Consider the following 26166-nt stretch of genomic DNA (forward strand, 5'->3'; position numbering starts at 1 on the left):
TATGAATGGATAGCGGGAGAAGGCTTCTGAAATTTGTTAAAGTATTTCCTCATCACTCCTATTTTATCGTATATATAAATCTTACTTAAGAATACTTTAAATTGAAGATGAAAAATTCTTATTAAATTTCACCAGATGTTGAAAAAATAGTATATTAGGAAAGCGTAATCCGAAAAGCTATAATAGAGTAGGAATTATCAAAAACTAAATAACTATGAAAAATCTGGTAAAGATTTCTAGAGAGAGTTTATAAATCACTTAAAGGAAGCGCAGGACCTAGTTGCCCGGATGATCCGGCATTTGGAATGTGTTATCCTCCGGGATGGCCTAATGGAATCTGTTTGAGCAAATATCAATGCTGTATGAGGCTGGGCGGTCCTATAGAATTTTGTAAAGAAGAATATGGAAACTAATATTCCTATAATTTAAAGATATAAATAAAAACACGGCTATCTCAAACTGAAATAGCCGTGTTTATTTTATAAATATATTATGATCAGACTTGAATTACTCCTAAGTTGAATTTCTCAGTAATGGGAGCGTGATTAGCCGCTTCAATTCCCATAGAAATCCATTTTCTTGTATCTGCAGGGTTGATGATGGCATCTGTCCATAATCTTGCTGCTGCATAGGTAGATTCGGTTTGCTTCTGATATCTTTTTGAAATTGTATCCAGAATTTCGTTGTGCTCTTCTTCGGTAATTTCTTTTCCTTGTTTCTTTAACGTAGATTCCTGGATCTGAGCAAGTACTTTTGCAGCCTGTGTACCTCCCATTACAGCCAGATCAGCCCAAGGCCATGCAACAATGAGTCTAGGATCGTAAGCTTTACCACACATAGCATAGTTTCCTGCTCCATAAGAATTCCCTGTAATGATAGTAAATTTAGGAACTACAGAATTGGAAACAGCGTTTACCATTTTGGCTCCGTCTTTAATGATACCTCCATGTTCAGACTTCGAGCCTACCATAAATCCGGTAACATCCTGTAAGAAGATTAAAGGTATTTTTCTTTGATTACAGTTAGCAATGAATCGTGTAGCCTTATCTGCAGAATCTGAGTAGATCACTCCACCAAACTGCATTTCTCCTTTACCACTCTTAACAAGCTTTCTCTGATTGGCTACAATACCTACAGACCAGCCATCAACTCTGGCTGTTGCGCAGATAATACTTTTACCGTAATCGGGTTTATATTCTTCGTATTCGGAGTTGTCTACAATACATTTAATAATTTCGTAAGTATCGTATTGCTCAGCTCTTGAAACCGGCATAATTCCGAAGATATTTTCAGGATTTTCTTTAGGTGGGAAGCTTTCTATTCTGTCAAAACCTGCTTTTTCAGTAGTTCCGATAGACTTCATGATGTTTTTGATTCTGTTCAAAGCATCTTTATCATCTTTAGCTTTATAATCTGTCACTCCTGAAATAGAGCAGTGAGTAGTAGCACCGCCCAATGTTTCATTGTCAATACTTTCTCCTATAGCGGCCTTTACCAGGTAGCTTCCGGCAAGGAAAATAGAGCCTGTTTTATCTACAATCATGGCTTCATCACTCATAATAGGAAGATAAGCTCCTCCGGCTACACAACTTCCCATTACGGCAGAGATCTGGATGATTCCCATAGAACTCATTTTAGCATTATTTCTGAAAATTCTCCCAAAATGTTCTTTATCCGGGAAGATCTCATCCTGCATAGGCAGATAAACACCTGCAGAATCTACCAGATAGATGATTGGAAGTTTGTTTTCCATAGCAATTTCCTGTGCTCTCAGGTTTTTCTTTCCTGTGATAGGAAACCATGCACCGGCTTTTACAGAAGCGTCATTGGCAACGATGATACATTGTCTTCCGGAAACGTAGCCAATCACCACTACAACCCCGCCGCTAGGACATCCTCCATGCTCCTTATACATTTCGTATCCTGCAAATGCTCCTATTTCTATGGAATCTGAATCTTTATCGAGAAGATAATCTACTCTTTCTCTTGCTGTCATTTTTCCTTCATCACGAAGCTTTTGAAGCCTCTTCTCACCACCACCTTTTTTGATCTCAGTGAGTAAGCGATTTATTTCAGATAATTTTAATCTGTTTTGATCTTCTCGTTTATTGAATTCAATGTCCATAAAATTTTTAATTTTTTACGCTTAAAGATACTATTTTTATGAGGAATACAAATAGGAAGTAAAACAGTTGTTTAATACTTTGGTTTCTAGTAAATTGTGAAATTTTTAACTAAAAAATATTTTTAAATAATTTATATTTTTTCTAACTTTACAGTAGAGTAACAGAGGTGATATTCTCTGCAAAATACTCTAAGTTCCTAGTTTATTTTTTTAATAGTTTATTATTTGAAGGCCCTGAAAGTTTAACAAATTTTCAGGGTTTTTTTATTGCTGTTTGTGCGATAGCTAGTAATACTTTCTATATTCTACAATATTCAGGTCGATAAGATGATTCTTGGTTTTTTTATATTTTTTAGCAGGAATAAAGCCTAATTTTTCCGGAATTTTTCTGCTGGCTGTATTTTCTTCATCTACAGGATATAAAATATACTTGAAAGTGAAATTCTTTTCCAGGAATTCTATGAGGGCTGTTATGATTTCAGTTCCCAATCCTTTTCCCTGAGAACTTTTTTTTAACCATAGGCCAAGCTCAACAGATTCTTCTGTTATATTATGGATACCGCAACATCCTGTAAAATCACCATCAGAGTCCAGGGCAGCCATTACCAGATCTGTGTTTTGCGACAGAGTTCTTTTGGATTCATTAACGAAGGTAATTATATCCTGTCTGTTACCTTGTGGATTAAAAGGCATATATCTGGTAACATCATTTGTAAAATGTTCTAAAATATCATCTATATATAAGTCTTTAACAGGCTTCAAGGTTAGACGTTTTGTTTTGATTTCAATATTTGGACTTAATATCATATTGTAATTTTGATCTTTTTACTAAATGAATAGAAAAGGTGCTGTATTAGGTGAAAAACTATTAAAAACTTTATTTATCGTCTTTTTATTAATGTAAATTTATATTTTTTGTAAGATTTATAAAAGCGTATTTGTAAATTTGCACGTTAAAAATTCAAAGGAGATAGGTTATGCATAAATTGGCGCTTTTCAGGTTGCACTTAATTGTATTTTTGTGGGGATTCACCGCAATTTTGGGAAAATTGATTCATGCCAATGCACAGATTCTGGTATTTTACAGAATGCTCTTTGCTTCTATTTTTCTTTTTGTATTTATCAGAGTTTTTAAAAAGGACAGTATAAAAGTTTCCAGGAAAATATTTTTTCAGCTGGCAGCAATAGGTTTTGCTATGGCGCTTCATTGGTATTGCTTTTTTTATTCTATTAAAGTCTCCAATGTTTCTATTGCATTAAGCTGTCTTTCCTTATCTACACTTTTTGCCTCTATCCTGGAGCCTATTATTTTTAAAAGAAAAATTGATATCTCTGAAGTCATTATGGGAACAGTCATTGTTGCCTGTATACTATTGATCTTTAAAACGGAATTTCATTTTAAAGAAGGTATTATTTATGGAATCTTTTGTGCTGTATTCGGGACTATTTTTTCTGTTTTTAATGGTAAAATGTTTGGTAAAACGAGCTCAGGAAACATTATTTTTTATGAAATTTTCTGTGGTTGGTTCATTTTAATGATATTTTATTTGCTTTCCGGGCAAATTTTTCAGATGAATGAAATAAACTACCGGGATTTGGCGTTAATATGCTTGTTAGCTAGTGTTTTCACTGCTTTTCCTATGTTAGAATCGGTGAATTTAATGAAGTATATATCACCTTTCACTTTAATTTTAACAGTTAATTTAGAACCTGTCTACGGAATTATACTAGCTTTTTTTATCTTTGGGGAATCAGAACATATGAGCCCTATATTTTATATTGCTTCAGGAGTTATGATACTGGCTATCATTGTCAATGGATTAATTAAAGCCAGAAAAACTAAAAACTTAAACTAAGCATCAAATTTATATGATGAAAAAATATCTTTTACTTGCATTTTCACTGCTGTTTGGGCTGTCTCAATCTCAGATTATCAGGAAATATTCCAATGAATTCTTAAATATCGGAGCCGGAGCAAGAGGTCTTGCAATGGGTGGGGCAGTAATTACCAATCAGGATGATGTATATTCTCCTATGTGGAACCCTGCAGGTTTGATGTCAGTTGAAAGAGACTGGCAGGGTGCAGCCATGCACGCAGAATACTTTGAGTCTATCGCAAAATACGATTATCTGGCATATGCGAAAGTACTTGAAGAAGGTGTTTTTGGTGTTTCAGTGGTAAGACTTGGGGTAGACAATATTCTGAATACTACCCAAATGATTGACTCAGAAGGGAATATTGATTATGATAAAATTACTAAATTCTCTCAATCCGATTACGCTGCTATCCTTTCTTATGCCTTCAGACCCGGAGGAAATCCAAAATTGGATGTTGGGGTAAATGCTAAAATTGTCTACCGTAACGTAGGTAAATTTGCAAGTGGTTATGGTTTTGGTTTTGATGTGGGTGCTATTTATAAAGCAGATAATGGATGGAAGTTTGGAGGTATGGTAAGAGATATTACTACTACCGTAAACTTCTGGAGTATCAATCAGAAAGAACTTTCAACCGTTGTTAACGGAGAAGAATTCAACCCGGCACCGAAAGATAAACTGGAACTTACAATGCCTAAGCTGAATGTAGGTGCCAGTAAATTATTTGAAATCAATAGCAGTGTATATGTATTGCCAGAAGCAGGGATAAATGTGGATTTTGCTAAAACCGCTTCATTAATTTCCACAGATTTCGCAAGTATCAGCCCTTATGCCGGAGCTGAACTAGGGTATCAGAAAATGATTTTTGTGAGATTGGGGATCAACAGATTCCAGTCGATTACAGATATAGAAGATCTTAAGAGAAAAGTTTCTTTCCAGCCAAGTGCAGGTCTTGGAATAAGATACAGAGGGCTTACACTGGATTATGCGATTACAAATTCGGGGATAGGTGGATCTAACTTCTATTCCAATTTCTTCTCATTGAAACTGGATATGGGAGCATTCAGAAACGATTAAAATTATAGAAAATGAAAAAGTTATCAATATTGATGTTGGCAGTGAGTTCAACAATGGTTTTTGCACAAAAAGTTTCAGACTACAAATATGTTTCAGTTCCTGAAAAATTTGAAACATTTAAGGAAGATTATGGTTTAAAAAACTTTTTCATCAAAGCTTTGGCGGGGAAAAAGTATATAGTACTTCCGGTAATTAAAGATAACTGGCCTGCAGAAGCTAAAAGTAATTTCTGTAATGTGGTGAATGCTGATGTTATTAATGATAAAAATTTATTTAAAAATAAAGTAATAGTACAGTTTAAGGATTGTAATAATAATTTAATACTGGAATCAAAAGGAGGGTCAAAAATCAAAGAATATGAAGAAGGATTACAGGATGCAATAAAAGAAGCTTTAATAAAAATCCCGCTTTCAAATCCTGTTGCATTCTTACCCGCATCTACTAAAGGTCAGAATACATCTCCTGAACCTGCCGTATCTGTTGCATCTACGACTACTCCTGAAGCGAATAGCTACTCCAATGGGAAACTTGATCTTCAAAAAATACAGATTGATCCTAATCAGTTTATCCTAGCAAAGTCTGGCAGCTCTGTTCCATTTGCAGCTTTTAAAACCACTTCTAAGAACTCAGTTTTCATTGTAAAGCTGGCTGATGGAAATACGACACTTGGATATTTTGAAAATGGAAGTATTGTGATAGATATTCCACAGGCTGACGGAAGATATTCCAAAGAAGTTTTTGTGGCAAAATAATCTGAAAATAATAAACATAAAAGGCTCTTAAAAAAAGAGCCTTTTATAATATATATGCTGATGTGTTTTTCATTTTTTCGAAAGTTTGAAAAGGTTTGTGTTTGGGCTTTCTACAAAAAACATATACTATACAAATACGAGAGATAAGTCATCATCTATAATGGTAATGAAAATGTAGAAAAATTTATAAAAAGAGAAAAAATTTCATAATATTATCGTTGTTAGTTGATAATACTAATTTATGAAAAAAATACATATAATACCATTTTTAAATAAAATATTTATTTATTTCTGTTTTTCATTGTAGTATTTCTGTTGTATTCAACAAAATATTGGGCTTTTGTCCCTTTTTGATGAAATAGGAAATGATGGTGAAATGCTATGAAAACGGCCTTTTAGTTGTGAAAATTTAACTGTCTGTACCAGAGTTTATCAATTGGCATTAAAAAACTCCCAAATTACTTTAGCTTTACTTTTCCCTAAAATCTCTTCCAGAGTTTCCAGATTAGCTTCTTTGATACGTTTTACAGACTTCAGTTTAGACAGAAGTAGTTCAATAGTTTTTTCTCCAACACCGGAAATTTCTTCCAGTTCAGATTTAATAGTAGAATTTTTCCTTCTGGTTCTGTGATGCTTTACCCCAAATCGGTGAGCTTCATCACGTACACGCTGTAGAATTTTTAAAGTCTCGGATTTTTTATCCAGATATAAAGGAATAGGGTCTTCAGGAAAGAAAATCTCTTCCAGTCTTTTGGCAATACCTACAATGGTAATCTTTCCGTAAAGTCCCAACAATCTCAGGCTCTTTACTGCAGAAGACAGCTGCCCTTTTCCTCCGTCTATCAGAATCAGCTGGGGAAGATCTTCACCTTCATCAAGCATCCTTTTGTAACGGCGGTAGATCACTTCTTCCATAGTCGCAAAATCGTTAGGCCCTTCCACTGTTTTAGGATGGAAAATTCTGTAATCTGCTTTACTCGGTCTGCCGTCTTTGAAAACAACACATGCTGAGACAGGATTTGTTCCCTGAATATTTGAGTTATCAAAACCTTCAATATGTCTCGGCTCAACCGGCATTCTGAGAAGTTTCTGCATTTCAGCCATGATTCTGTTGGTATGCCTTTCAGGATCTACAATCTGAACCTGTTTCAGTTTTTCCAGACGATATTCTTTAGCATTCTTTTCAGAAAGCTCTACAATTCTTTTTTTATCTCCAACCTTAGGAACAATCAGTTTTACATTAGGAATTTCTACAGACAAATGAAATGGTAGCAGCACTTCTTTGGAATCAGAAGAAAACTTCTGACGGATCTCGATCAATGCTTCTTCCATAATATCTTCATCTGTTTCTTCAAGAATCTTTTTGATCTCAGTAGTAAAACTCTGAATGATATTTCCATTTCTGATTTTAAAGAAATTGACATATGCTGCCGTTTCATCACTGGTCATTCCGAAGACATCTACATCATCAATATTAGGGTTAACTATCGTATTCTTAGCCTGGTAATCTTCCAGGATATCCAGTCTTTCCTTAATGATCTGAGCCTGTTCAAATTGAAGGTTGGAAGCCAGTTTCATCATTTGATTGACCAGATAATCTTTAGCTTTGCGGAAATCCCCTTTGATTATTCCACGGATGGCATCTATCTTTTCATCATATTCTTCCTTGCTTTCAAGATCTTCACACGGGCCTTCACAGTTTTTGATATGATATTCCAGGCAGACTTTATATTTTCCTTCCGAAATCTTGGCCGGAGAAAGATTCAGATTGCAGGTTCTGAGCTTGTAAATATGCTTGATGGTATCCAGTAAGATCTTTGCAGGACGCACTTTTGCATAAGGACCATAATATTCGGATCCATCTTTAATTACATTTCTGGTTAGAAAAATTCTTGGGAAATCTTCATTCTTGATGCATATCCACGGATAGGTTTTGTCATCTTTCAGCATGACATTATAAAACGGCTGATGTTCCTTGATCAGATTATTCTCCAATAAAAGTGCATCATACTCACTGTTTACAATTGTCGTTTCCAATCGTTGGATTTTACCGACCATTATTTTGATCCTGTATCCGGAAAGGTTTTTGTTGAAATAGGAGAGAACCCTCTTTTTAAGATTTTTAGCTTTCCCCACATACAAAAGCTGTTCATTTTTATCATAATAACGATAAACGCCGGGTTCGGATGGTAAGGTTTTGAGCTGTAGTTCTAAAGAAGGATTCATGTAACAAAATTAAGGAAACTTTCCCTATTTAAAAAAGAAAAACCTGCAGATGGATCTACAGGTTTTTTATAAGGTCAAATTATTTTATCCGTTTGTTATTGCAGTATATTCACTTATAAGAAAACTGAAGTAATCCCATTCCACTGAGTTTTTAGGATACTTTTTCATAAAGTCCTGATTGTCTCCAAAAAGGAAATCATAATTGTCTTCGAAATCATCTTTGTGAAGCCACATCACTTTATCTCCTTTCTTTACATAATAAGATTTGATAACCCCGCCTCCAAGTTGTGGAGAGCCCATTACAGAAAAACCTGTTGTTTCTTTAGCCCTGGGATCGTGATATACTGAAATAATATCATCAAAACCAGGATTGATTACCTGCATCAGGAATTCCTTATCATCTTTTTTGTTCTTTAAGGAAACAGTCTGGTTTACAAAATAAATTCTGTCGTTGTTGGTGTTTTTAGTCAGCTTCTTAGTGCCAAAATTTCTGATGTTTCCCATATATTTGGCCACTTTAGCAATCTTTTCTGCATTGCTCGGATATACATACATCTCGTTGATCTGATCAGCATTAAATGTAGTATTCTTTTTTGTTACACTGTCTTTGATAGCTACTTCGTAGATCTGCCCTTTTTTGGTTTCAATCTTATTACAGAAACCTTTGTATGTAGTTCCGTCTTTTAAGATAATTGTAGAAGTTTTCTTAGGCGATGGAGCATTAAAACCTTCATTGAAAAGGTAAGTTTCCATTTTTTTGATGTCCTCTTTAGAATATTTTACTTTCTGGGCGAAAGCTGTTGTGCTTGCTACACATAAAGCAAGGAGCAGAGTTTTCAGTCTCATGTATTATTGTTTTTAATTTTGGGCTAAAAATAGTAAAATAATTCCCTTGTTTATATAAAAATATAGAAGATTGAAATTTAGCTTTTCCAATTATTGTTAAATGCGTAATTTTAAGAAAATTTTTTAGAAATGATATACGGAGTAGATGTTTTTACTTTCCATGATGTTCTGGAAATCTGTAAAAAGCCAAATAAAGCCAAGCTTAATAAAGCCGCAAAAGAACAAATCTTAAAATCACAGAAAAACGTACAGAAAATAGTAGAGTCTGACAGATGTGTGTATGGAATCAATACCGGGTTCGGACCCTTATGTGATACTAAAATATCAGCAGACGAAACAGCTCAGTTACAATATAATCTGATCATCTCCCATGCAGTAGGAGTAGGAAAACCGATTGACAAAGAACTTTCCAAGATCATGATGATTGCTAAAGTTCATGCCCTTTCAAAAGGATTTTCAGGAGTTTCTCTTGAAGTTATTGAAAGAATGATTCTGATGCTGGAAAAAGATATCATCCCGGTGGTTCCTGAACAGGGATCTGTAGGAGCTTCGGGAGATCTTGCTCCTTTGGCCCATCTGGTGCTGCCATTGCTTGGTTTAGGACAGGTTTGGGAAGGAGATCAGGTTTCTGAGACCATGGAAGTGCTGAATAAACATGATCTTGAAGCATTGGCTTTAGGACCAAAAGAAGGATTAGGACTGATCAACGGGACACAGTTTATCCTTGCCCATGCGATCAAAGGACTTGAAAAATTCGAATACTTATTAGATCTTGCAGATATGACTGCTGCAATGAGTATTGAAGCATACAGAGGCTCTGCGAGCCCATTCAAAAAAGAGCTTCACGAGATCAGACCTTTTGAAGGCAGTAAAAAAGTAGCGGCAAGAATGCTTAAATTCTTAAAAGGATCAGAAAATATGAAAGCTCACGAAGATTGTGAGAGAGTTCAGGATCCTTATTCCATGAGATGTGTACCACAGGTTCACGGAGCCAGCAGAAATGCTTTTGAGCACCTTAGAAGTATGACGGAGACAGAATTGAATTCCGTAACAGACAATCCGATTGTATTAAGTGCTGAAGAATCTATTTCTGGAGGGAACTTCCACGGACAGCTGATGGCTCTGCCTTTAGACTATGCTACCCTGGCGGCTGCAGAATTAGGAAATATTTCTGACAGAAGAAGTTATTTATTATTAGAAGGAAAGTACGGACTGCCAAGATTATTGACGGAAAGCTCAGGATTAAACTCAGGATTTATGATTCCTCAGTATACTTCAGCTGCTTTGGTTACAGAAAATAAAACATTATGTTTCCCGGCATCGGCAGACTCTATTCCTACAAGCTTAGGTCAGGAAGATCATGTTTCTATGGGAAGTATCTCAGGAAGAAAATTCAATCAGGTTCTTGGAAATCTTGTGAATATTCTGTCAGTAGAGCTGATGTTTGCTGCTCAGGGGCTTGAATTCAGAAGACCCGCAAAATGCGCTAAAGTGATTGAAGAAAACTATACAGTTCTTCGTTCCAAAGTTGCTAAACTTGAAGATGACAGGCTGATCGGTAAAGATATGCTGGCAATAGCGGAATTAATTAACGAAAGAAAATTTGTTGTTAGCTAATCTAAAATATAATAAAAGCCTCCGAAAGGGAGCTTTTTTGTTTTCATAAATGTCTTAATTATTAAATTTTTTGAATCTTTTAATCAAATAAAATGCACATACTCAGAACAGATTCTACAAATCCAGACTTTCAAAAATTAGTAAAATCTCTTGACGCTACATTAGCAGAACATAATGGAGAAAATGATGATTTCTTCAGTCAGTATAATAAAATCGATACTATCAAAAACTGTGTAGTAGTTTACATAGATGATATTCCGGCAGCTTGCGGGGCATTCAAACCATTTTCCGAAGATACAGTAGAAATAAAAAGAATGTTTACCGATCCGGAATTCAGAAAAAAAGGACTAGGCTCAGCCATTGTAAAAGAGCTGGAAAACTGGGCAGCAGAATTGAATTTTGAAAAAGCCGTTTTAGAAACGTCCCAGGATCTTAAAAGTGCTATCTCAGTGTACAAAAAAAACGGTTTTTACAGAATACCCAACTACGGACAATACATTGGAATAGAGCAAAGTGTCTGTTACGAGAAAGAATTGTAATTTAATATTCATGTAATGGTAAATTCATTTTTTTTAAGTTTTTAATTCCCGTCAAAGTGTTATATTGTGGAACCAACCAAAATTATAACATATGAAAAAAACTGTATTCCTACTGGCAATATTTTTTGCCTTAAACTCGTGTTCCAGAGAAGAACTTCAGAACGAAAATGTAAAAACAGAAATGGCTCAGAAAGATCCACTGACGGCAAAACAGATCAATGAACGGATCAATCAGGCTATTAAAACGGATGGTGCTTTCAATTGGAAGAATGAATCCCATCATTTCGTATGGAGTGCTATTTTCCGTGGGAACAAAATGGTATCCATAGGTTTTGGAGCTTCTAAGGATGACTTTGACAGAAGTAAATCCCCAAACAACAGTGAAATGGAAAAGGAGGTCCTTTCTGTCATCAAAAAATATGAAGGAAAAGAGGAAAGAAATTACCTTCTTCTTTCAGATCAATATCTTAATCAGATGGATGTTGTGATTGAAAAAGAAGAAACCATTACTGCTCTTCGACAAATGAAAAACATCCGATACGTAGAGCCGGCAGATTATCATTATTTTGAATTTGAGGCTCAATATAATGCAGCTGCAAAATCCTCTGGAAGCGGTTCATCAGGATGTGGTTTTTCATCATCAACATTAAGTACAGCAGACTACACATCTACAACACCAAGCGCAAAAATTCCTTGGGCTTTCACAAAACACAACATTCCTGAAGCATGGAGCTACAGTACAGGAGCAGGTGTTACCATCGGACTTATTGATACAGGAGTTTCTCCGGAGCAAACTTTATTGGGAGGAAGCTTTAATAATGGTGCTTCTTCAGGAAGAACAATCAGTAAATTGGGAGTATATAACTCAGATGGATCCGGAGATCAGTGCGGACACGGAACAAAAATGGCTTCCGTAATGACAGCTCCAAGAAATAATGCAGGACTGCCGGTAGGAGTAGCTTACAATGCCAATCTGATCGCTTACAGAGCCGCAGAAAATGTTGTTTTGGAAACATCCAGCGAGCAGACTGCTGTAAAAACGGCTTTTACAGAATTGGGTAATAACACCAGTGTAAAAATCATTTCAATGTCTATGGGACATATTTTCTCTGTCGGGAAAATTGAAGATGGTGTTAAATATGCTTATTCTAAAGGAAAACTAATCTTCTGTGCCGGAGGAACTTCTACCAGCTTTACCAGTTTTGTGGGGGTGATTTTCCCTGCATCAATGTCAGAAACCCAGGCGATAACAGGAGTAAAAGAGAATACTTCCAATCAGAAATGTGATGTTTGCCACTCCGGAAGTCAGATCGACTTTACTTTCCAGATGGAAAGACCTTCAGGTAATACTGTTCCTGTTTTGAGTTATTACAACGGGCAGGCAGATTATGTAGGTGGTTCTTCAGTGGCTACAGCAGCTACAGCGGGAATTGCAGCTTTAGTTTGGGCTAAAAATCCATCATGGACAAGAGATCAGGTGCTTAACAAGATGAGACAGTCTGCAACCTACTATCCAAATGTTAATTCAAGCTATGGCTACGGAAACATCAATGTATTAAAAGCAGTACAGTAAATAATACTACCTTTATAAAAGAAAAGGAAATATCTCAGTTGAGGTATTTCCTTTTTTATTTTTAATATCCGATTATGATTATCCAATCCTTACACTCGTCATACTCAGCGAGCCTCCGATAAGCTCATCGTTGAATAAAGTAAGCTCTTCAGACTGATCTTTAAGCCCCAAAGTATATAATAAAGGAAGATAATGATCAGGGGTAGGAACAGCATACTGTAAGAAAGTTCCTTGTTTCTGATAATCAATAATATTTTGAAAATTACCGTCAAGAAGCCAGTTGTTGGTTTTTTCTCTGGCTTCTATTGCCCAGTCCCAGCCGGCACCTACTGTATTAATATTTTTCCAGTCAATAAGGCGGAGGTTATGAACGATATTTCCGCTTCCGATGATCAGAATACCTTTTTCACGAAGCTTATTGAGTCTTTTCGCAAGATCATAATGATACTGCGGAGGTTTTGTATGATCAATACTCAGCTGAATCACAGGAATATCTGCATCAGGATACATATGCTTAATGACGGACCATGCACCATGATCCAGTCCCCAGCTATGATCCTCTTCCACATCAACAGGGAGAAGGAGCTCTGCTGTTTCCTTTGCTAATTCCGGACTTCCCGGGACAGGATACTGCACATCAAAAAGAGCTTTTGGAAACCCATAAAAGTCATGGATGGTTTTCGGCATATCCATAGCGGTTACAAAAGTTCCGGCTGTATACCAATGAGCAGAAATACAAAGAATTGCATTAGGTGTTGGAATTTCTGAGGCAGCTTTTCTGAAACCCTGCACAAATTGATTCTCTTCAATGGCATTCATTGGTGAGCCGTGTCCAAGAAATAAAACAGGCATTCTCTGTGTGCTTTTAAAACCGTCGCTTATGTTTTGAAGATCATTGAGGTTCATAAATATTGAAGATTATAAAAAAATAAAAGGTTCAAGGCTTTTAGAAAAATCCCTGAACCTTTTATAATATATGTTATTTATTAAGCCTGTTTTACAAACTGTAATTCCCCAGCTACTTTTACATCATCACTTACCATTACACCTCCTGCTTCAAGAGCTGCATTCCAGTTTAATCCGAAGTCTTTTCTGCTGATTTTTCCTTCAAAAGAGAAACCTGCTTTTGTATTTCCCCATGGGTCTACATTGATTCCTCCGAAATCTACGTCAAGATCTACAGGTTTTGTAATTCCGTTGATGGTAAGATTTCCAACGATAGAATTGTTTAACGCCTGAGATTCAAAAGTGATTGTAGGATGTACTTCAGCGTTGAAGAACTCTGCAGACTTTAAGTGATTGTCTCTGTCTGTATTGTTTGTGAATACAGAATCTGTTTGAATTGTAGCTGTAGTTTTTGCATTTGCAAAGAACTCATCTTCAGATTCAATTTCAGCGGTGAAGGTTCTGAAGCTTCCTTTTACATTAGAGATCATCATGTGTTTTACTTTGAAAGTAATTTCACTATGCGTAGGGTCTAAGATCCATTTTGTTGCCATTGTATTTTGTATTTTTTGTTTGTTATAATGATGCAAATTTAGGATAGGATACCTATACAAGTCATTGATATAGGATAAGAAATGCATTTTTCTACATCAGTAGTCAATTTTGCTTCGCAAGTGAATGGTGAATGGCTATAGCTGTTCCAAAATTTAAAAATTGACAAGCGGAGCGTATTGACAATTCACAATTGACCTATTTTAATACCTATAAAAATTCTACTATTAAGTTAAGAAATAATTTCTTTGAAAGCATGAATTCTAATTTATGGATGTTTTAATTTAACATTTCTTAACGGATGATTTTTATTTCTTATTTTTGATGGATTCAATTTTATACAATGAAATTACATAATTTTTCTTTATTGATGCTGGTTTTAGGCAGTTCAGCATTTGCCCAGACCCAGAAATTTACCATGGCAGAGGCTGTAAATGGGATGAGAACAAACCTTGCAGTGAAAAATATTTCCCAGTTTTCATGGGCTGCAGACGGAAAATCATACATCCAGGCAGTGAAAGGTGGTTATTTGATTACAGATTTGAAAACCAACAAGCAGGATACTCTGATCTCGTTGAGCCAACTGAATAGAAACTTATCCAATGATAAACTGAAGGCAGTTCCTGCAATCAAATTTACAGGAAATTCCAATGGATATTTTACAACAGGCGGTAAAATGTCATGGATTGAAAAATCAGGAAATGACTGGAAAGTAAAAAGTACAGCTGCTGTAGATCAGGATGCCGCGAATGTGAAAATGTTTGGTGACGGCCAGACTTTTGCCTTCACAGCAAAGAATAATTTATTTGTAAACAGAAATGGAAAAACCATTGCTGTAACCAATGAAACCAATGAAAATATTATCAGCGGGCAAGCTGTTCATAGAAATGAATTCGGAATTGATACAGGAATTTTTCCTGCTCCCAATTCTGAGAGTGTAGCATTTTATAAAATGGATCAAAGTATGGTTGCTGATTACCCAATCATTGATTGGTCTGTAACGCCAGCTGTGAATCACAATATCAAATACCCAATGGCTGGTCAGACTTCTCATCAGGTAACATTAGGTGTTTTCAATATTAAAACTCAAGCTACGACTTTCTTAAAAGTTGAGGGAGAAAAAGATCAATATTTAACAGCCGTTACATGGAGTCCGGATTCAAAGTATATTTTCGTAGGAGTTCTGAACAGAGGTCAGAATCATATGAAAATGAATCAGTATGATGCTGCAACCGGAGAACTGGTAAAAACATTATTTGAAGAAACAGACAGCAAATATGTCGAGCCGCAGCATCCACTTACTTTCTTCCCGAATTCCAATACAGACTTTATCTGGCAGAGTCAGAGAACAGGATACAATCATTTGTTCCACTATAGTTTAGAAAAAGGACTGGTAGCACAAATCACAAAAGGTGACTGGCTGGTAACGGATATCTTAGGATTCAATGAAAAGAAAAAGGAAATCTATTTCACTTCCACAAAAGAAACTCCTTTAGAAAGACATTTATATAGAATCAACTGGACTAATTTCAAAATGCAGAAACTAGACAGTGCGGAAGGAATGCATGCCGGAACTTTGAGCAATGATGGAAATTATCTGTATGATGCTTACAGCAATGCCAATTCACCAAGAGTTGCCAATATTATCAATACTTCTAATTTAAAAGCTACCAATATCCTTACTTCTGAAAATCCGTTAAAGAATTATCAGAGACCGGAAATTAAAAATGTAGAGCTAAAAGCAGATGACGGAACTCCTTTGTATGGGAAAATCATCCTTCCAACAAATTTTGATACGAATAAAAAATATCCTGCCATTGTTTATCTGTATAACGGACCGCACTTACAGTTGATCACAAACAGCTTCCCGGCTTCCGGAAACCTTTGGTATGAATATATGGCTCAGAACGGATATATTATTTTCACCATGGACGGAAGAGGTTCTTCCAACCGTGGAATGAAGTTTGAGCAGGCTGTATTCAGAAACCTGGGAACTACAGAAATGAACGACCAGATGAAGGGAGTAGAGTACTTAAAGTCTCTTCCTTATGTAAACGGAGATAAAATGGGAATCCATGGATGGAGTTTTGGAGGATTTATGACAACAAGCTTCATGCTTCGTAAGCCGGATGTATTCAAAGTAGGAGTAGCTGGAGGACCGGTAATCGACTGGAGCATGTATGAGATCATGTACGGAGAAAGATATATGGATACTCCACAGGAAAATCCACAGGGATATGCAGCTGCTAATCTTTTGGATAAAGTTCAGAATCTGAAAGGAAAACTACTGATGATTCACGGGGCACAGGATGATGTAGTAGTATGGCAGCATTCTATAAAATTCATCAAATCTGCTGTTGATAACGGAGTTCAGTTAGATTACTTTACATATCCGGGGCATCCGCATAATGTGATCGGGAAAGACAGAGTTCATCTGATGCAGAAGATTACAGATTATTTTGATTTATATCTGAAGAAATAATAAAAAAATCCAGTCTAGTTTTAGGCTGGATTTTTTTGAACATTACCTTAACATTGTTGTATTATGCTTAATTGAGATTGCTTCGCTTTGCTCGCAATGACAATGTTGTGTTATTGGTGGAAAATTAGTGTTATTTGTGTTTGAAAAAACAACAACTTTTCGATCTTACCAAACATCAATGTTTTTGATTTTTCATAGTGGTATTTTTGTATCACTAAAATCAACAATATGGAATTAGGAATAGGAATGTTCGGTGATCTGGCATTTGACCAGTCAACCGGAAAATATAGAGATGCAGGAATTAAGATCCGTGAAATATTGGATCAGGTAAAATTGATGGATGAGGTGGGAATTGATGTTTTTGCAATGGGAGAACATCACCGTCCGGATTATGCTGTTTCCTCACCGGAAATAGTATTGGCAGCTGCAGCAAGCATTACAAAAAATATAAAACTAGCCAGTGGAGTTACTGTTTTGAGTTCTTCGGAGCCGGTAAAAGTATATGAAGACTTTTCAACACTGGATCTGATTTCAGACGGAAGAGCCGAAATATTTGTGGGCCGGGGAAGTTTCATTGAGTCATTTCCGTTGTATGGCTATTCTTTGGATGACTATGAACAGCTATTTGATGAAAAGTTAGAATTATTACTGAAAATCAATTCTGAGGAAAATGTAAGCTGGTCTGGGAAACTTCGTGCTCCTATGAATAATCAAACCGTGTATCCAAGAGCAAAGAATGATGGAAAACTTTCAATCTGGAGAGCTGTAGGAGGAACTCCGCAGTCTGTTTTAAGTGCAGCACAATTGGGAATGCCTTTAGTGGTAGCCATTATTGGAGGAATGCCGATTCAGTTTAGAAATCTGATCGAATTCTATAAGCAGGAATACCAGAAAGCGGGACATGATGTTTCAAAAATGCAGATTGCCGTTCATTCACATACTTTTGTGAGTGATGATCAAAAAGCAGTGGACGGGTATTTCCATAATTATAAATCTCAGATGGATAGAATAGGGGCTTCCAGAGGTTGGGCTCCTTACACAAAAGCACAGTATGATGGCGGAAGAAGCAAAGACGGCGCTTTATTTATCGGAAGCCCTGCAGAAGTAGCAGACAAAATCGCTTATATGAAAGAGATTTTCGGAATTACAAGATTTATCGGACATATGGATGTGGGAGATCCTGCTCATGAGGTGATGATGAAGTCTATTGAATTGTTTGGGAATGAAGTGAAGCCTGTTATACAAGGATTATAACAAGGAAGTTTAGAGATATAAAAAAAGGAGACCAGAAAAGGTCTCCTTTTTACTTTGTTTTATATTGCAAAGAATCTTATTTTTTAAATATAATAAACTGTTAATCATTTATTAACATCGTAATCTTTTAAACTTCATTTCTTTACAGTGATGAAACAAAGCGATAGCTATTAATGATTGACCTGTCTATAATCCGTATGATACAAACTTTGTATTGTACTGGTGGCAAGCTGTTTATTTCCACAGCCAGTTTGTTCAAAAGGTTTTTTGGATATTCTAAAATCCATTGCTATTCAGGATATCGTTCTTATTATCCCTTTCTGATGGTTTCATTTCTCAATATTCTGGATGCTCTGTTGATCCAGTTATTCCAAAATCTAAACAAAAAACCATGCTTTTAAACAATATTCTATTTTTTTCAGTGGATCCGGATCTCAGTACAGGTCTTGTCATTATTTTCATCCTGTGTCTTGTAGCTGTAGTGGCTTTTGAGTTTGTAAACGGTTTTCATGATACCGCCAATGCTGTGGCTACTGTAATTTATACCAAAGCTCTTAAGCCCGTTATCGCAATCCCTTGGTCAGGCTTTTGGAACTTTCTGGGAGTTTTTACAGGGGGAATTGCTGTTGCGATGGGAATCTTAAAATTGGTACCTATGGATACGCTCATAACGCTGCCAATTGCTGTGGGAGCCTCTTTGGTTCTTGCTGTTCTACTGGCTTCAATCATCTGGAATCTGGGAACCTGGTATTTTGGAATACCATGCTCCAGTTCTCATACCCTGATTGGTGCTTTAATTGGTGCCGGCTTAGGATTTACCTGGTATTATGGCGGAGGAGTGAACTGGCATAAAGCAGAAGAAATTGGGATGTCACTTATTTTATCCCCTATAGTAGGATTTTGTTTAGCTGTTTTGCTGATGTGGTTTTTTAAATATGTAATCCGTTATAAAACGCTTTTTCATATTCCAACCGGAGCTAATGACAAACCTCCTTTGGTGATCAGAGCCATTTTAATAACAACCTGTACTTTAGTAAGCTTTTTTCACGGCAGTAATGACGGACAAAAGGGTGTAGGACTTTTTATGCTGATCCTGATTGCTTTCATGCCTGCCCAATTTGCAGTTAATCATGATATTCCTAATGATAAGATTATTTCTATCCTGAACACAACGGAACGTACATTACAGGCAACAGCTGCCCGGAATACTCGAAATACAGCAGAATTTAAGACATTGAATCTGGCTGTTGAAAATGTAAAAGAAAATCTGATCCATAAAAATGAAAAAGACAAAGCCGCTACTTATAAATTCCGGAAACAGATAGACAACCTTGTTGATTCTCTAAAAAAGCTGAATGAAAATAAAACTATAGCTATTGACGAATCCAGCAGAGCAATACTTACCAGCCAGATTTCTGAACTTAAAAAATTAACCGAATTTGCTCCCCTATGGGTAATTATTATTATCTCAGTATCTCTCGGGCTGGGAACTACCATAGGCTGGAAGAGAATTGCTGTAACTATTGGTGAGAAAATAGGAAATGAACATTTGAACTATGCTCAGGGTGCATCCAGCGAGATTGTTGCCGCATCTACTATCGGTATAAGTACATTGCTGGGATTACCGGTAAGTACAACGCATGTTTTGTCAAGTGGTATAGCAGGGTCTATGGTAGCTTCCGGTGGTAAAAGTAACCTTAATCCGGCTACATTAAAAAGTATCGGTCTTGCCTGGGTACTTACTTTACCGGTTTCTATTGTATTATCTTTACTGTTATTTATATGTTTCCATCTGTTTATTTAGTGGCAGATTTTTAGTTCAGTGATTATTATTAAAACCGAAAAAAAATGAAACAAATATTAGTTGCCTCAGACTTTTCCAATAACGCAGGTAATGCGCTGTTGTATGCTCTCTCCCTCGCCAAAACTTTAAAGATGAAAGTAACGGTACTGAATGCCATTCATCCTACGGAAGGCATCAACAATAGTACATACAACGCCATTTTTATTGAAGATTACTATGCAAGAAAAAGATCCGCTCTGAAAGAATGGGCAGAAACTTTCTGTAATAATGACGTATATAAAGACATTCCGGTAAAAACCGTTTGTGATGTTGGCTTTTTAAGAAATGTTATTACCAAATACATAGAATATAATGATGTATCGTTTTTAGTAATGGGAATGACGGGAGCTACGGGCATTAAGGGAATTATAGGAAGCAATGCCAGTTTAGCCATTAGCAAAATGCGGATTCCAACATTAATAGTTCCTGCGGAAAGTATACTTCATCCAACACCTGTTATCACGCTGGCTGCAGATTATAAAACCACAAAACTATCCGTAAGGGATGTAAAGGCATTGAACCAGATCCTTAAAGTTTCCGATCCTAAAAAATTGGAAATACTTCATATTTCAGACAAAGATACAGCTGCAAGAGCTATAGAAAATGGTGAAAAGAAATTAAAAGATCAGCTTTCTTCTGTGGAAATCACCTTTCACTACGTTGAGGATGATAAACCATCAAGCGGAATTATTGATTTCATAGAAACCAATAAAACAGATATTTTATGTCTTGTAAAACACAATCATAATATTATTTACCGATTATTTTCCGGTAGTACTGTAGACGAGATCCTGAACAAATCTGTAAAGGCTGTATTGATTCTTCATGCATAAATGTTCAAGCCAGCCTTAGTTTAATTTCTTTTGAGGTTTAAAGATTAATTATATAATCTCAATCAGACTTCCTCTTTCCTCGTCTTTAATGATATTGAGAGCTGTAGGAATTTTCTCTTTCAGCTCTTCAACGTGCGAAATAATTCCTACAATCCTGTTTTCTTTCATCAGATTGGTGAGGGTTTCAAATACAATATTCACAGATTCTGTATCCTGAGTTCCAAAGCCTTCATCAATAAAGAAGAAATTTTTATCTGCCTGTGCATTGGCCTGAACGCTTTCTGCCAGTGCCAGAGCCAGACTTAAAGAGACCTGAAATGCCTGCCCTCCCGACAGCGTTTTTACGCTTCTGCTTTTCCCTTCGTTGAGGTAATCAATGATCTCGAAATCGTTATTTTCATTAAGCTGCAGACTCAGCTGGTTTCTGGTCATTCTGTGGAAACGCACATTCGCATGATCACAAAGTTGTCTCAGATAAATAGATGAAACATATTGTACAAAACCTGCTCCTTTAAACAGGTTCATCATTATTTTTAAATTCTCTGAACGTTTCTGAAGTTTTGCCAGTTCTTTCAAAAGGTCTTCTTTTTTTACGAATTCTTTTTCCAGTCGGTCTATTTCTGCAGTTTTTGTTACTACAGAATCACTTATTTTTTTCTGTTCACTTTGCGCTTCACCGAACTGTTGCTCAGTCAGAGAAAACTGTTCATTATCGAATGACAGTCCCTTCAGTTTTAATTCCAGTTCTCCGATGAATTTCTTTAAAGCTTCAAAATCAACTTTAAAGTTCTGAACTTTTGTTCTCACCAGTTGAATATTGATTTCCTGAAGTAAAATATTTTCAACTTCTTTGAACTCTGTAAAATTTTGAGCTGCCAAAGCTTTAACGATAGCTTCTTCATTACCGAAAATTTCCTTCTCGAGTTCTGTGATCTGTTTTTCAGATTGGTTGACAATGGCTTTTTGCTCTGCCAGTTTCGGAGAGAGAATCTTTTCCTGCTGTAATGCCTTTTGGTAATTTTCTTCGGTTTCCCTGTTAGATTGTACCAACTTTTGATAAGCGTCTTCAATCTCAGCTTTTTCCTTTTGAGCATACCTATTCCAGTCAAGAATTTTAAGCCCAGAACGGCTGATATTGATCTGCTCCTGTTTTGAAACTTCTTCCAAACGGAAAGCCTCGAGGGCACTCTTATACTTTTCCAGCGTTTTGGTTTCTTTTTCCAGATTTTCTCTTTCCAAAGCAATGCTTCGCTCCGTTTCCTCAACCTTTTTTTCTAAAGTAAATGAGTCTGAACGTTTTTTATCAAACTCTTCTTCCTGATCCGGGGAAAAAGGCTTCCATGAGAAATTCAGAATATGATTTTCAATATCTTTCTGAATCTGCAGGATAATTTTCTGTTCTGAAAAAAGTTGTTCCTCAAAGATTTTTTTTCGGTCCAGAATTTTATCAATTTCTGCTTCCTGCTTTTGAAGACCAGCTGTTTCCTGTTCTACGGATGTTATTTTCTCCTGAATTTCCTGCAGTTCAGCATTCACATCATGAAATTCCACAATATGCGGATGTTCCTTAGAACCACAAAGAGGACAGTTTTCCCCATCATGAAGCTCACTGGCAAAACGGGAAAGCTCTTTTTGTATTTTGAGATGATCCAGTTTCTGAGAAAGTTCCTTTTTCTTAGTTTCTAAGGCTTCTTTTCTGATTCTGAAGTCTTCTTTATAATTTTCGTTGTAAGCAAAAGGTTTTAATTCTTCTGCAATTTCTCCGATCTGTTTTTGATGTTTCTCAATCTTTTCGGTTTGTTCCTGAAGTGATTTTTTTAAATTTTTTTGTTGAATAAACCAATTTCCCACTTCAGATAACAATGCGGAATCCACTTTTTGTTCCTTCAATAGTTTCACCTGTGAAGAAAGTTCATCAATCTTCTTTTGAATCTTCTCCTTATTGAGATCTACTTCTTTTACTTTTTCGGAACCTTTCTGGGTTCTTTCATTCAGAATTTTGATTTCCTCAGTAAACTTCAGAACCTGAAGGATAAGGTTCATATCATTTTCTTGAATTTTGGACTGTTCCAAAGCTTTGAACTGCGGCTCAAGAATGGAAAGTTGTTCTTTTATAACGATAAAGGCCTTTTCAGTTTCCTGCCATGCTTTAATTTGTTCTTCTCTCTCGTTCCGCTTCTCCGAAATCTCTTTTGAAAGCTTATTTTTCTCAATAATCAATGGATTGAAGAGTCTGAAAATACGGTCATATAATTCCGCTTGCGCTTCCAGCGCATCCATCTGAGGTTTCTCTTCAGAGAGTCTGCTGAATTTTTCCTTATTCTGCTGTAAACTGTCAAAATCGCTTTTTAAGTTTTTCAGCTGTTGATAAGTGTTGGAAATCTTTTCCAGTTTTTCATTGGATTCCGAAAGTAGTTTCTGTTCTTCAGTCAGCTGTTCTTTCTGAACTTTGATCTTCTCTTCATTGATTTCTTCAAAACCTTTTAACTGACCTTCAAGCTGATCCAGTTCAGATCTGTTTTTTACATGAAGTGCAGAAACATTGTTCTGAAGGTCAAATTTTTGAAGATTGAAGATCTCCTTCATCATATTTGTTCTTTCTGCAGCACCCAGTTCAAGGAATTCTTTGAACTGTCCCTGCGGAATAATGATGGTTCGCTTAAAATTGGAATAGCTTAACCCAATGATTATTTCTGCATTAGAGTGATCCAGAGGAATCCATTTGCCATTACTATTTTCATAGAAAGTAACTGCATTAGGCTTTACTTCTTCAAATTTTTTGGAATTTCTCTTAAAGTCACGGGTAGCACGGAAAAGCTTATTCTCATAATTTATAAAATCAAATTCTATATAAGAGCTGTTTGATTTTAAATTCATCATGTTATAAGCTCTTTTATCACGCATGTTCAGACGTTCCGTTTCTCCGTACAAGACAAATGAAATGGCTTCAAGAACCGATGATTTTCCAGAACCCACCGCCCCGAAAATACCAAAAAGTCCCGCTTCAGTAAGGTTTCTGAAATCAATGGTCTGGCGCTCCTGGTACGAGTAAAGTCCTTCGATAGTTAGTTGAACAGGGATCATGGCTTATGCATTTAAAATTTCGTTAAACAAATTCATCAGTTCTTCATTGGCTTCCTGCCCGCCGTTTTTGGATTTAAAATAATCTTTAAATAATATATCAATATTCTGATTTAAATTGATTTCGTGGCTCTGCTCTTCATCAAGCTCCCGGTTTTTGACTTTTGGAATAAGGTGAACAATCCCGTTATGAGACTGATAAATTAATCTTCTTTCATCAGCTGTTAAAAATGTCTCACTCTCAAGGGTAAGTTCTATAAATGTATTGGGATTTTCTTCCAGCCATTGAACGGTATCTTCGATGGAAGTAAATGTTTTTCTGACTAAAATTCTTCCGCTTTTCAGTACTTTTTTCTCGTAAGACACTGTTTTTCCCGGCTCAGCATCAATAATGGAAACATACTTTTTCTGCCCGGCTTCACTGAAGCTGTAACAAAGGGGAGAAGATGAATAAATCACAGGTTTCTCTTTCGTTCCGATATTCTGAAACCCATGGAGATGGCCCAGTGCCGTATACTGAATCTGCTCAGGAATACTGTCCGAAAAAATCAGATCTGCATTTCCGATTTTAATAGGTTTTTCTCCTTCCGGTTCTTCCAGAATTTCTGCACCTCTTTTATTTATATATAAATGAGCGGTCAGAATATTGACTCCAGAATCATCACAAAACTGATCTGCAAGGTTTTTCCATGTTTCTGAAAGCACTTTATTAATTTCTTCCTCTTTATTTTCACCAAAATATTCCTTTAACCGGATTTCATTTGCGAAAGGAGTATGAAGAATTCTTACAGGAAAATCTATTCCTCCGATTTTCAATTCTATAAAACCTGCCTTAGAATTTGAAACTTTGAAATATTCTGTACTAAAAAGTGTAATCTCGGCTTTAGGATGTCCTATTAAAATAATTCCGCATTCACGAGCCAGAGGATCTGGAGCATTGATTAGGCTGGGAGAATCATGATTTCCGGAAATAGCAATCACAGGACGTTTTCCATTTAAAGATAAACGTTTCAGGGTTTTATAAAAAAGCTCAATGGCTTCTACGCCTGGATTAAAATTATCAAAAAGGTCACCGGCAACAAGAATAAGATCTGCGTGTTCCTCATCGGCAATGCCTATAATCTCTTCCATTACCAGGATTTGCTCTTCCATCCGTGAAAAGCGGTCCAGTCTTTTTCCCAAATGCCAGTCGGCGGTATGCAGAATTTTCATAAATTTATTATTGTTTAAAGTAAGTTGAGTAATAAACCATTTTTATAGTTGATTATCAGATTCTTTTGCTTTGAAGTCTTCCCGGATTTGCTTTAAACGTGTTTTCCTTTCTGCTTCTGCATTTTGTATTTTCCGTTTTTTCTGATCAATTTGCTTTTTATTTTTTTTCCTGTTTGCTTCGTTGTTTTTGCTCATATTGGTTGGTAACGAATAATTTTTATGGGTAAGAAATAGCTTCATCAAAAATACTAAAGATTAAGAGTTTAAACAATTTTAGTGGCCAGGTCTGATAAAATGTTTTAATTTTACTGCGTTATGGAAGAAAAATCAAAAGATCCTTTACATGGAAAAAGGCTTGATGCTATTCTTGAAGAACTGGTAGAGTACTACAAAGGATTTGAGAAATTGGGTGAGCAGATCAATATTAAATGTTTTACAGATAACCCAAGCATCAACTCGTCTCTGAAGTTTCTAAGGAAAACACCTTGGGCAAGAACAAAAGTGGAAAGTCTGTATCTTTTTATGCTGAGACAGAAAAAAAGAGATGAGACCAGAAAAAAATAAAGGCTGGAAGTTATTGAAGCTATTATGGAATTAATATAAAGTAAAAGGAAGATATATTTTCTTTATGCTTTTCATAGTTTCCTTCTTCCATCTCCTGGCTTCCAGGCTCATTGAATCATTTCAAAAAATAGTATATTTGTAACATTAATCGTGAAACGAAATCACGAAAAAAAGAAAAAATATGACAATTGAAAACAATCACGTTGTAGCTGTACGTTACATCCTTCACACTATCGAAGCGGACGGAACTAAAGTTCTTGTAGAAGAAACAACAGCAGAAAATCCACTTACATTTTTGTACGGTGTAGGAATGATGATTCCAAAGTTTGAAGAAAATATCTTAGGTTTAAAAGCTGGTGATAAAGCTGCTTTTGTTATTCAGCCTGAAGAAGCTTATGGTGAAAGACAGCCAGACGCTATCGCTCAATTGCCGATTGAGATGTTTAAAGAATCAGGAACTCCACCTATCGGAGCTATTTTACCTTTGTCTGATAACCAAGGGAATAATTTCCAGGCTTTTGTGGTAGAAGTAACACCAGAAGCTGTAGTAGCAGACCTTAACCACCCAATGGCAGGAAAAGTGTTAGATTTCGACGTAGAAATTTTGAACACACGTCCAGCAACAGAAGAAGAATTGACTCATGGTCATGCTCACGGAATTGACGGAAACGAAGCTCACTAAAAAATAATATAAATGTCCGGTTTTTTCGGACATTTTATGAATATTTATCCAATATTTTTTGGATAAAAGATAAAAAAATCCCCACAAA

21 protein-coding genes are annotated in these 26166 nt (G+C 36.1%); 12 read left to right on the top strand and 9 right to left on the bottom strand.

Annotated features, from left to right (window positions below; translation table 11 throughout):
- Positions 1–496 precede the first annotated feature (496 nt).
- The gene (locus ACTJIP_RS19940) at positions 497–2125 is read right to left on the bottom strand and encodes an acyl-CoA carboxylase subunit beta (protein WP_077413802.1); all 1629 of its coding nucleotides are present in this window, start codon (positions 2123–2125) and stop codon (positions 497–499) included.
- 285 nt (positions 2126–2410) lie between these two features.
- Positions 2411–2932, bottom strand: coding sequence for a GNAT family N-acetyltransferase (locus ACTJIP_RS19945; protein WP_440704997.1), 522 nt, complete (start codon positions 2930–2932; stop codon positions 2411–2413).
- 170 nt (positions 2933–3102) lie between these two features.
- On the opposite strand from ACTJIP_RS19945, the gene ACTJIP_RS19950 reads away from it, so the two are divergent.
- Genes ACTJIP_RS19950 through ACTJIP_RS19960 form a run of 3 tightly spaced genes read left to right on the top strand, consistent with a single transcriptional unit; the run spans position 3103 to position 5829 of the window.
- On the top strand, positions 3103–3981 hold the full coding sequence (locus tag ACTJIP_RS19950) for a DMT family transporter (RefSeq protein ID WP_180565119.1): 879 nt from the start codon (positions 3103–3105) through the stop codon (positions 3979–3981).
- 13 nt (positions 3982–3994) lie between these two features.
- Positions 3995–5077, top strand: coding sequence for a PorV/PorQ family protein (locus tag ACTJIP_RS19955; protein ID WP_077413805.1), 1083 nt, complete (start codon positions 3995–3997; stop codon positions 5075–5077).
- 11 nt (positions 5078–5088) lie between these two features.
- Positions 5089–5829, top strand: a complete 741-nt coding sequence (locus tag ACTJIP_RS19960) for a hypothetical protein (protein WP_077413806.1) — start codon at positions 5089–5091, stop codon at positions 5827–5829.
- A 432-nt stretch (positions 5830–6261) separates the two neighbouring features.
- Here the strand turns inward: ACTJIP_RS19960 and uvrC are convergent, their stop codons facing one another.
- Positions 6262–8055 (bottom strand): excinuclease ABC subunit UvrC, encoded by a 1794-nt coding sequence (uvrC, locus tag ACTJIP_RS19965; RefSeq protein WP_077413807.1) that lies wholly within the window; start codon positions 8053–8055, stop codon positions 6262–6264.
- Between the two features lie 84 nt (positions 8056–8139).
- On the bottom strand, positions 8140–8901 hold the full coding sequence (locus ACTJIP_RS19970; protein ID WP_180565120.1) for a hypothetical protein: 762 nt from the start codon (positions 8899–8901) through the stop codon (positions 8140–8142).
- A 129-nt stretch (positions 8902–9030) separates the two neighbouring features.
- Between ACTJIP_RS19970 and hutH the strand changes: the two genes are divergently transcribed.
- From hutH to ACTJIP_RS19985, 3 genes are all read left to right on the top strand, one after another.
- Positions 9031–10518 (top strand): histidine ammonia-lyase, encoded by a 1488-nt coding sequence (gene hutH / locus ACTJIP_RS19975; protein WP_428168848.1) that lies wholly within the window; start codon positions 9031–9033, stop codon positions 10516–10518.
- A gap of 92 nt (positions 10519–10610) precedes the next feature.
- Positions 10611–11057: a GNAT family N-acetyltransferase gene (locus ACTJIP_RS19980; RefSeq protein WP_428168847.1), complete on the top strand. Its 447-nt coding sequence runs from the start codon at positions 10611–10613 to the stop codon at positions 11055–11057.
- Positions 11058–11148: 91 nt separating this feature from the next.
- Entirely contained in the window at positions 11149–12630 is a 1482-nt protein-coding gene (locus tag ACTJIP_RS19985) for a S8 family peptidase (protein ID WP_440704998.1), read from the top strand.
- 78 nt (positions 12631–12708) lie between these two features.
- On the opposite strand, the gene ygiD is transcribed toward ACTJIP_RS19985, so the two are convergent.
- On the bottom strand, positions 12709–13536 hold the full coding sequence (ygiD, locus tag ACTJIP_RS19990) for a 4,5-DOPA dioxygenase extradiol (RefSeq protein WP_077413811.1): 828 nt from the start codon (positions 13534–13536) through the stop codon (positions 12709–12711).
- Positions 13537–13616: 80 nt separating this feature from the next.
- Positions 13617–14129 carry a YceI family protein gene (locus ACTJIP_RS19995; protein WP_047382037.1) on the bottom strand — a complete coding sequence of 171 codons (513 nt, stop codon included), beginning with the start codon at positions 14127–14129 and terminating at the stop codon, positions 13617–13619.
- Between the two features lie 341 nt (positions 14130–14470).
- Here ACTJIP_RS19995 and ACTJIP_RS20000 point away from each other — a divergent pair, with 341 nt between their 5' ends.
- The 4 genes from ACTJIP_RS20000 to ACTJIP_RS20015 all read left to right on the top strand — a co-directional run bounded on the left by ACTJIP_RS20000 (position 14471) and on the right by ACTJIP_RS20015 (position 20539).
- The gene (locus ACTJIP_RS20000) at positions 14471–16609 is read left to right on the top strand and encodes a S9 family peptidase (RefSeq protein ID WP_077413812.1); all 2139 of its coding nucleotides are present in this window, start codon (positions 14471–14473) and stop codon (positions 16607–16609) included.
- A 228-nt stretch (positions 16610–16837) separates the two neighbouring features.
- Entirely contained in the window at positions 16838–17863 is a 1026-nt protein-coding gene (locus ACTJIP_RS20005; protein WP_077413813.1) for an LLM class flavin-dependent oxidoreductase, read from the top strand.
- A gap of 391 nt (positions 17864–18254) precedes the next feature.
- The gene (locus tag ACTJIP_RS20010) at positions 18255–19667 is read left to right on the top strand and encodes an inorganic phosphate transporter (RefSeq protein ID WP_440704999.1); all 1413 of its coding nucleotides are present in this window, start codon (positions 18255–18257) and stop codon (positions 19665–19667) included.
- Between the two features lie 44 nt (positions 19668–19711).
- Positions 19712–20539, top strand: coding sequence for a universal stress protein (locus ACTJIP_RS20015; protein WP_440705000.1), 828 nt, complete (start codon positions 19712–19714; stop codon positions 20537–20539).
- 48 nt (positions 20540–20587) lie between these two features.
- On the opposite strand, the gene ACTJIP_RS20020 is transcribed toward ACTJIP_RS20015, so the two are convergent.
- Genes ACTJIP_RS20020 through ACTJIP_RS20030 form a run of 3 tightly spaced genes read right to left on the bottom strand, consistent with a single transcriptional unit; the run spans position 20588 to position 25075 of the window.
- Positions 20588–23623, bottom strand: coding sequence for an AAA family ATPase (locus ACTJIP_RS20020; protein ID WP_219072174.1), 3036 nt, complete (start codon positions 23621–23623; stop codon positions 20588–20590).
- 3 nt (positions 23624–23626) lie between these two features.
- Positions 23627–24832, bottom strand: a complete 1206-nt coding sequence (locus ACTJIP_RS20025) for a metallophosphoesterase family protein (RefSeq protein ID WP_440705001.1) — start codon at positions 24830–24832, stop codon at positions 23627–23629.
- Positions 24833–24874: 42 nt separating this feature from the next.
- Positions 24875–25075, bottom strand: coding sequence for a hypothetical protein (locus tag ACTJIP_RS20030; protein WP_175627187.1), 201 nt, complete (start codon positions 25073–25075; stop codon positions 24875–24877).
- A gap of 72 nt (positions 25076–25147) precedes the next feature.
- Between ACTJIP_RS20030 and ACTJIP_RS20035 the strand changes: the two genes are divergently transcribed.
- Both ACTJIP_RS20035 and ACTJIP_RS20040 read left to right on the top strand, forming a co-directional pair.
- Entirely contained in the window at positions 25148–25396 is a 249-nt protein-coding gene (locus ACTJIP_RS20035; protein ID WP_077413820.1) for a VF530 family DNA-binding protein, read from the top strand.
- Between the two features lie 181 nt (positions 25397–25577).
- On the top strand, positions 25578–26078 hold the full coding sequence (locus tag ACTJIP_RS20040) for an FKBP-type peptidyl-prolyl cis-trans isomerase (protein WP_077413821.1): 501 nt from the start codon (positions 25578–25580) through the stop codon (positions 26076–26078).
- Positions 26079–26166 lie beyond the last annotated feature (88 nt).

It is taken from the genome of Chryseobacterium sp. 22543 (assembly GCF_052044565.1).
GTDB lineage: Bacteria > Bacteroidota > Bacteroidia > Flavobacteriales > Weeksellaceae > Chryseobacterium.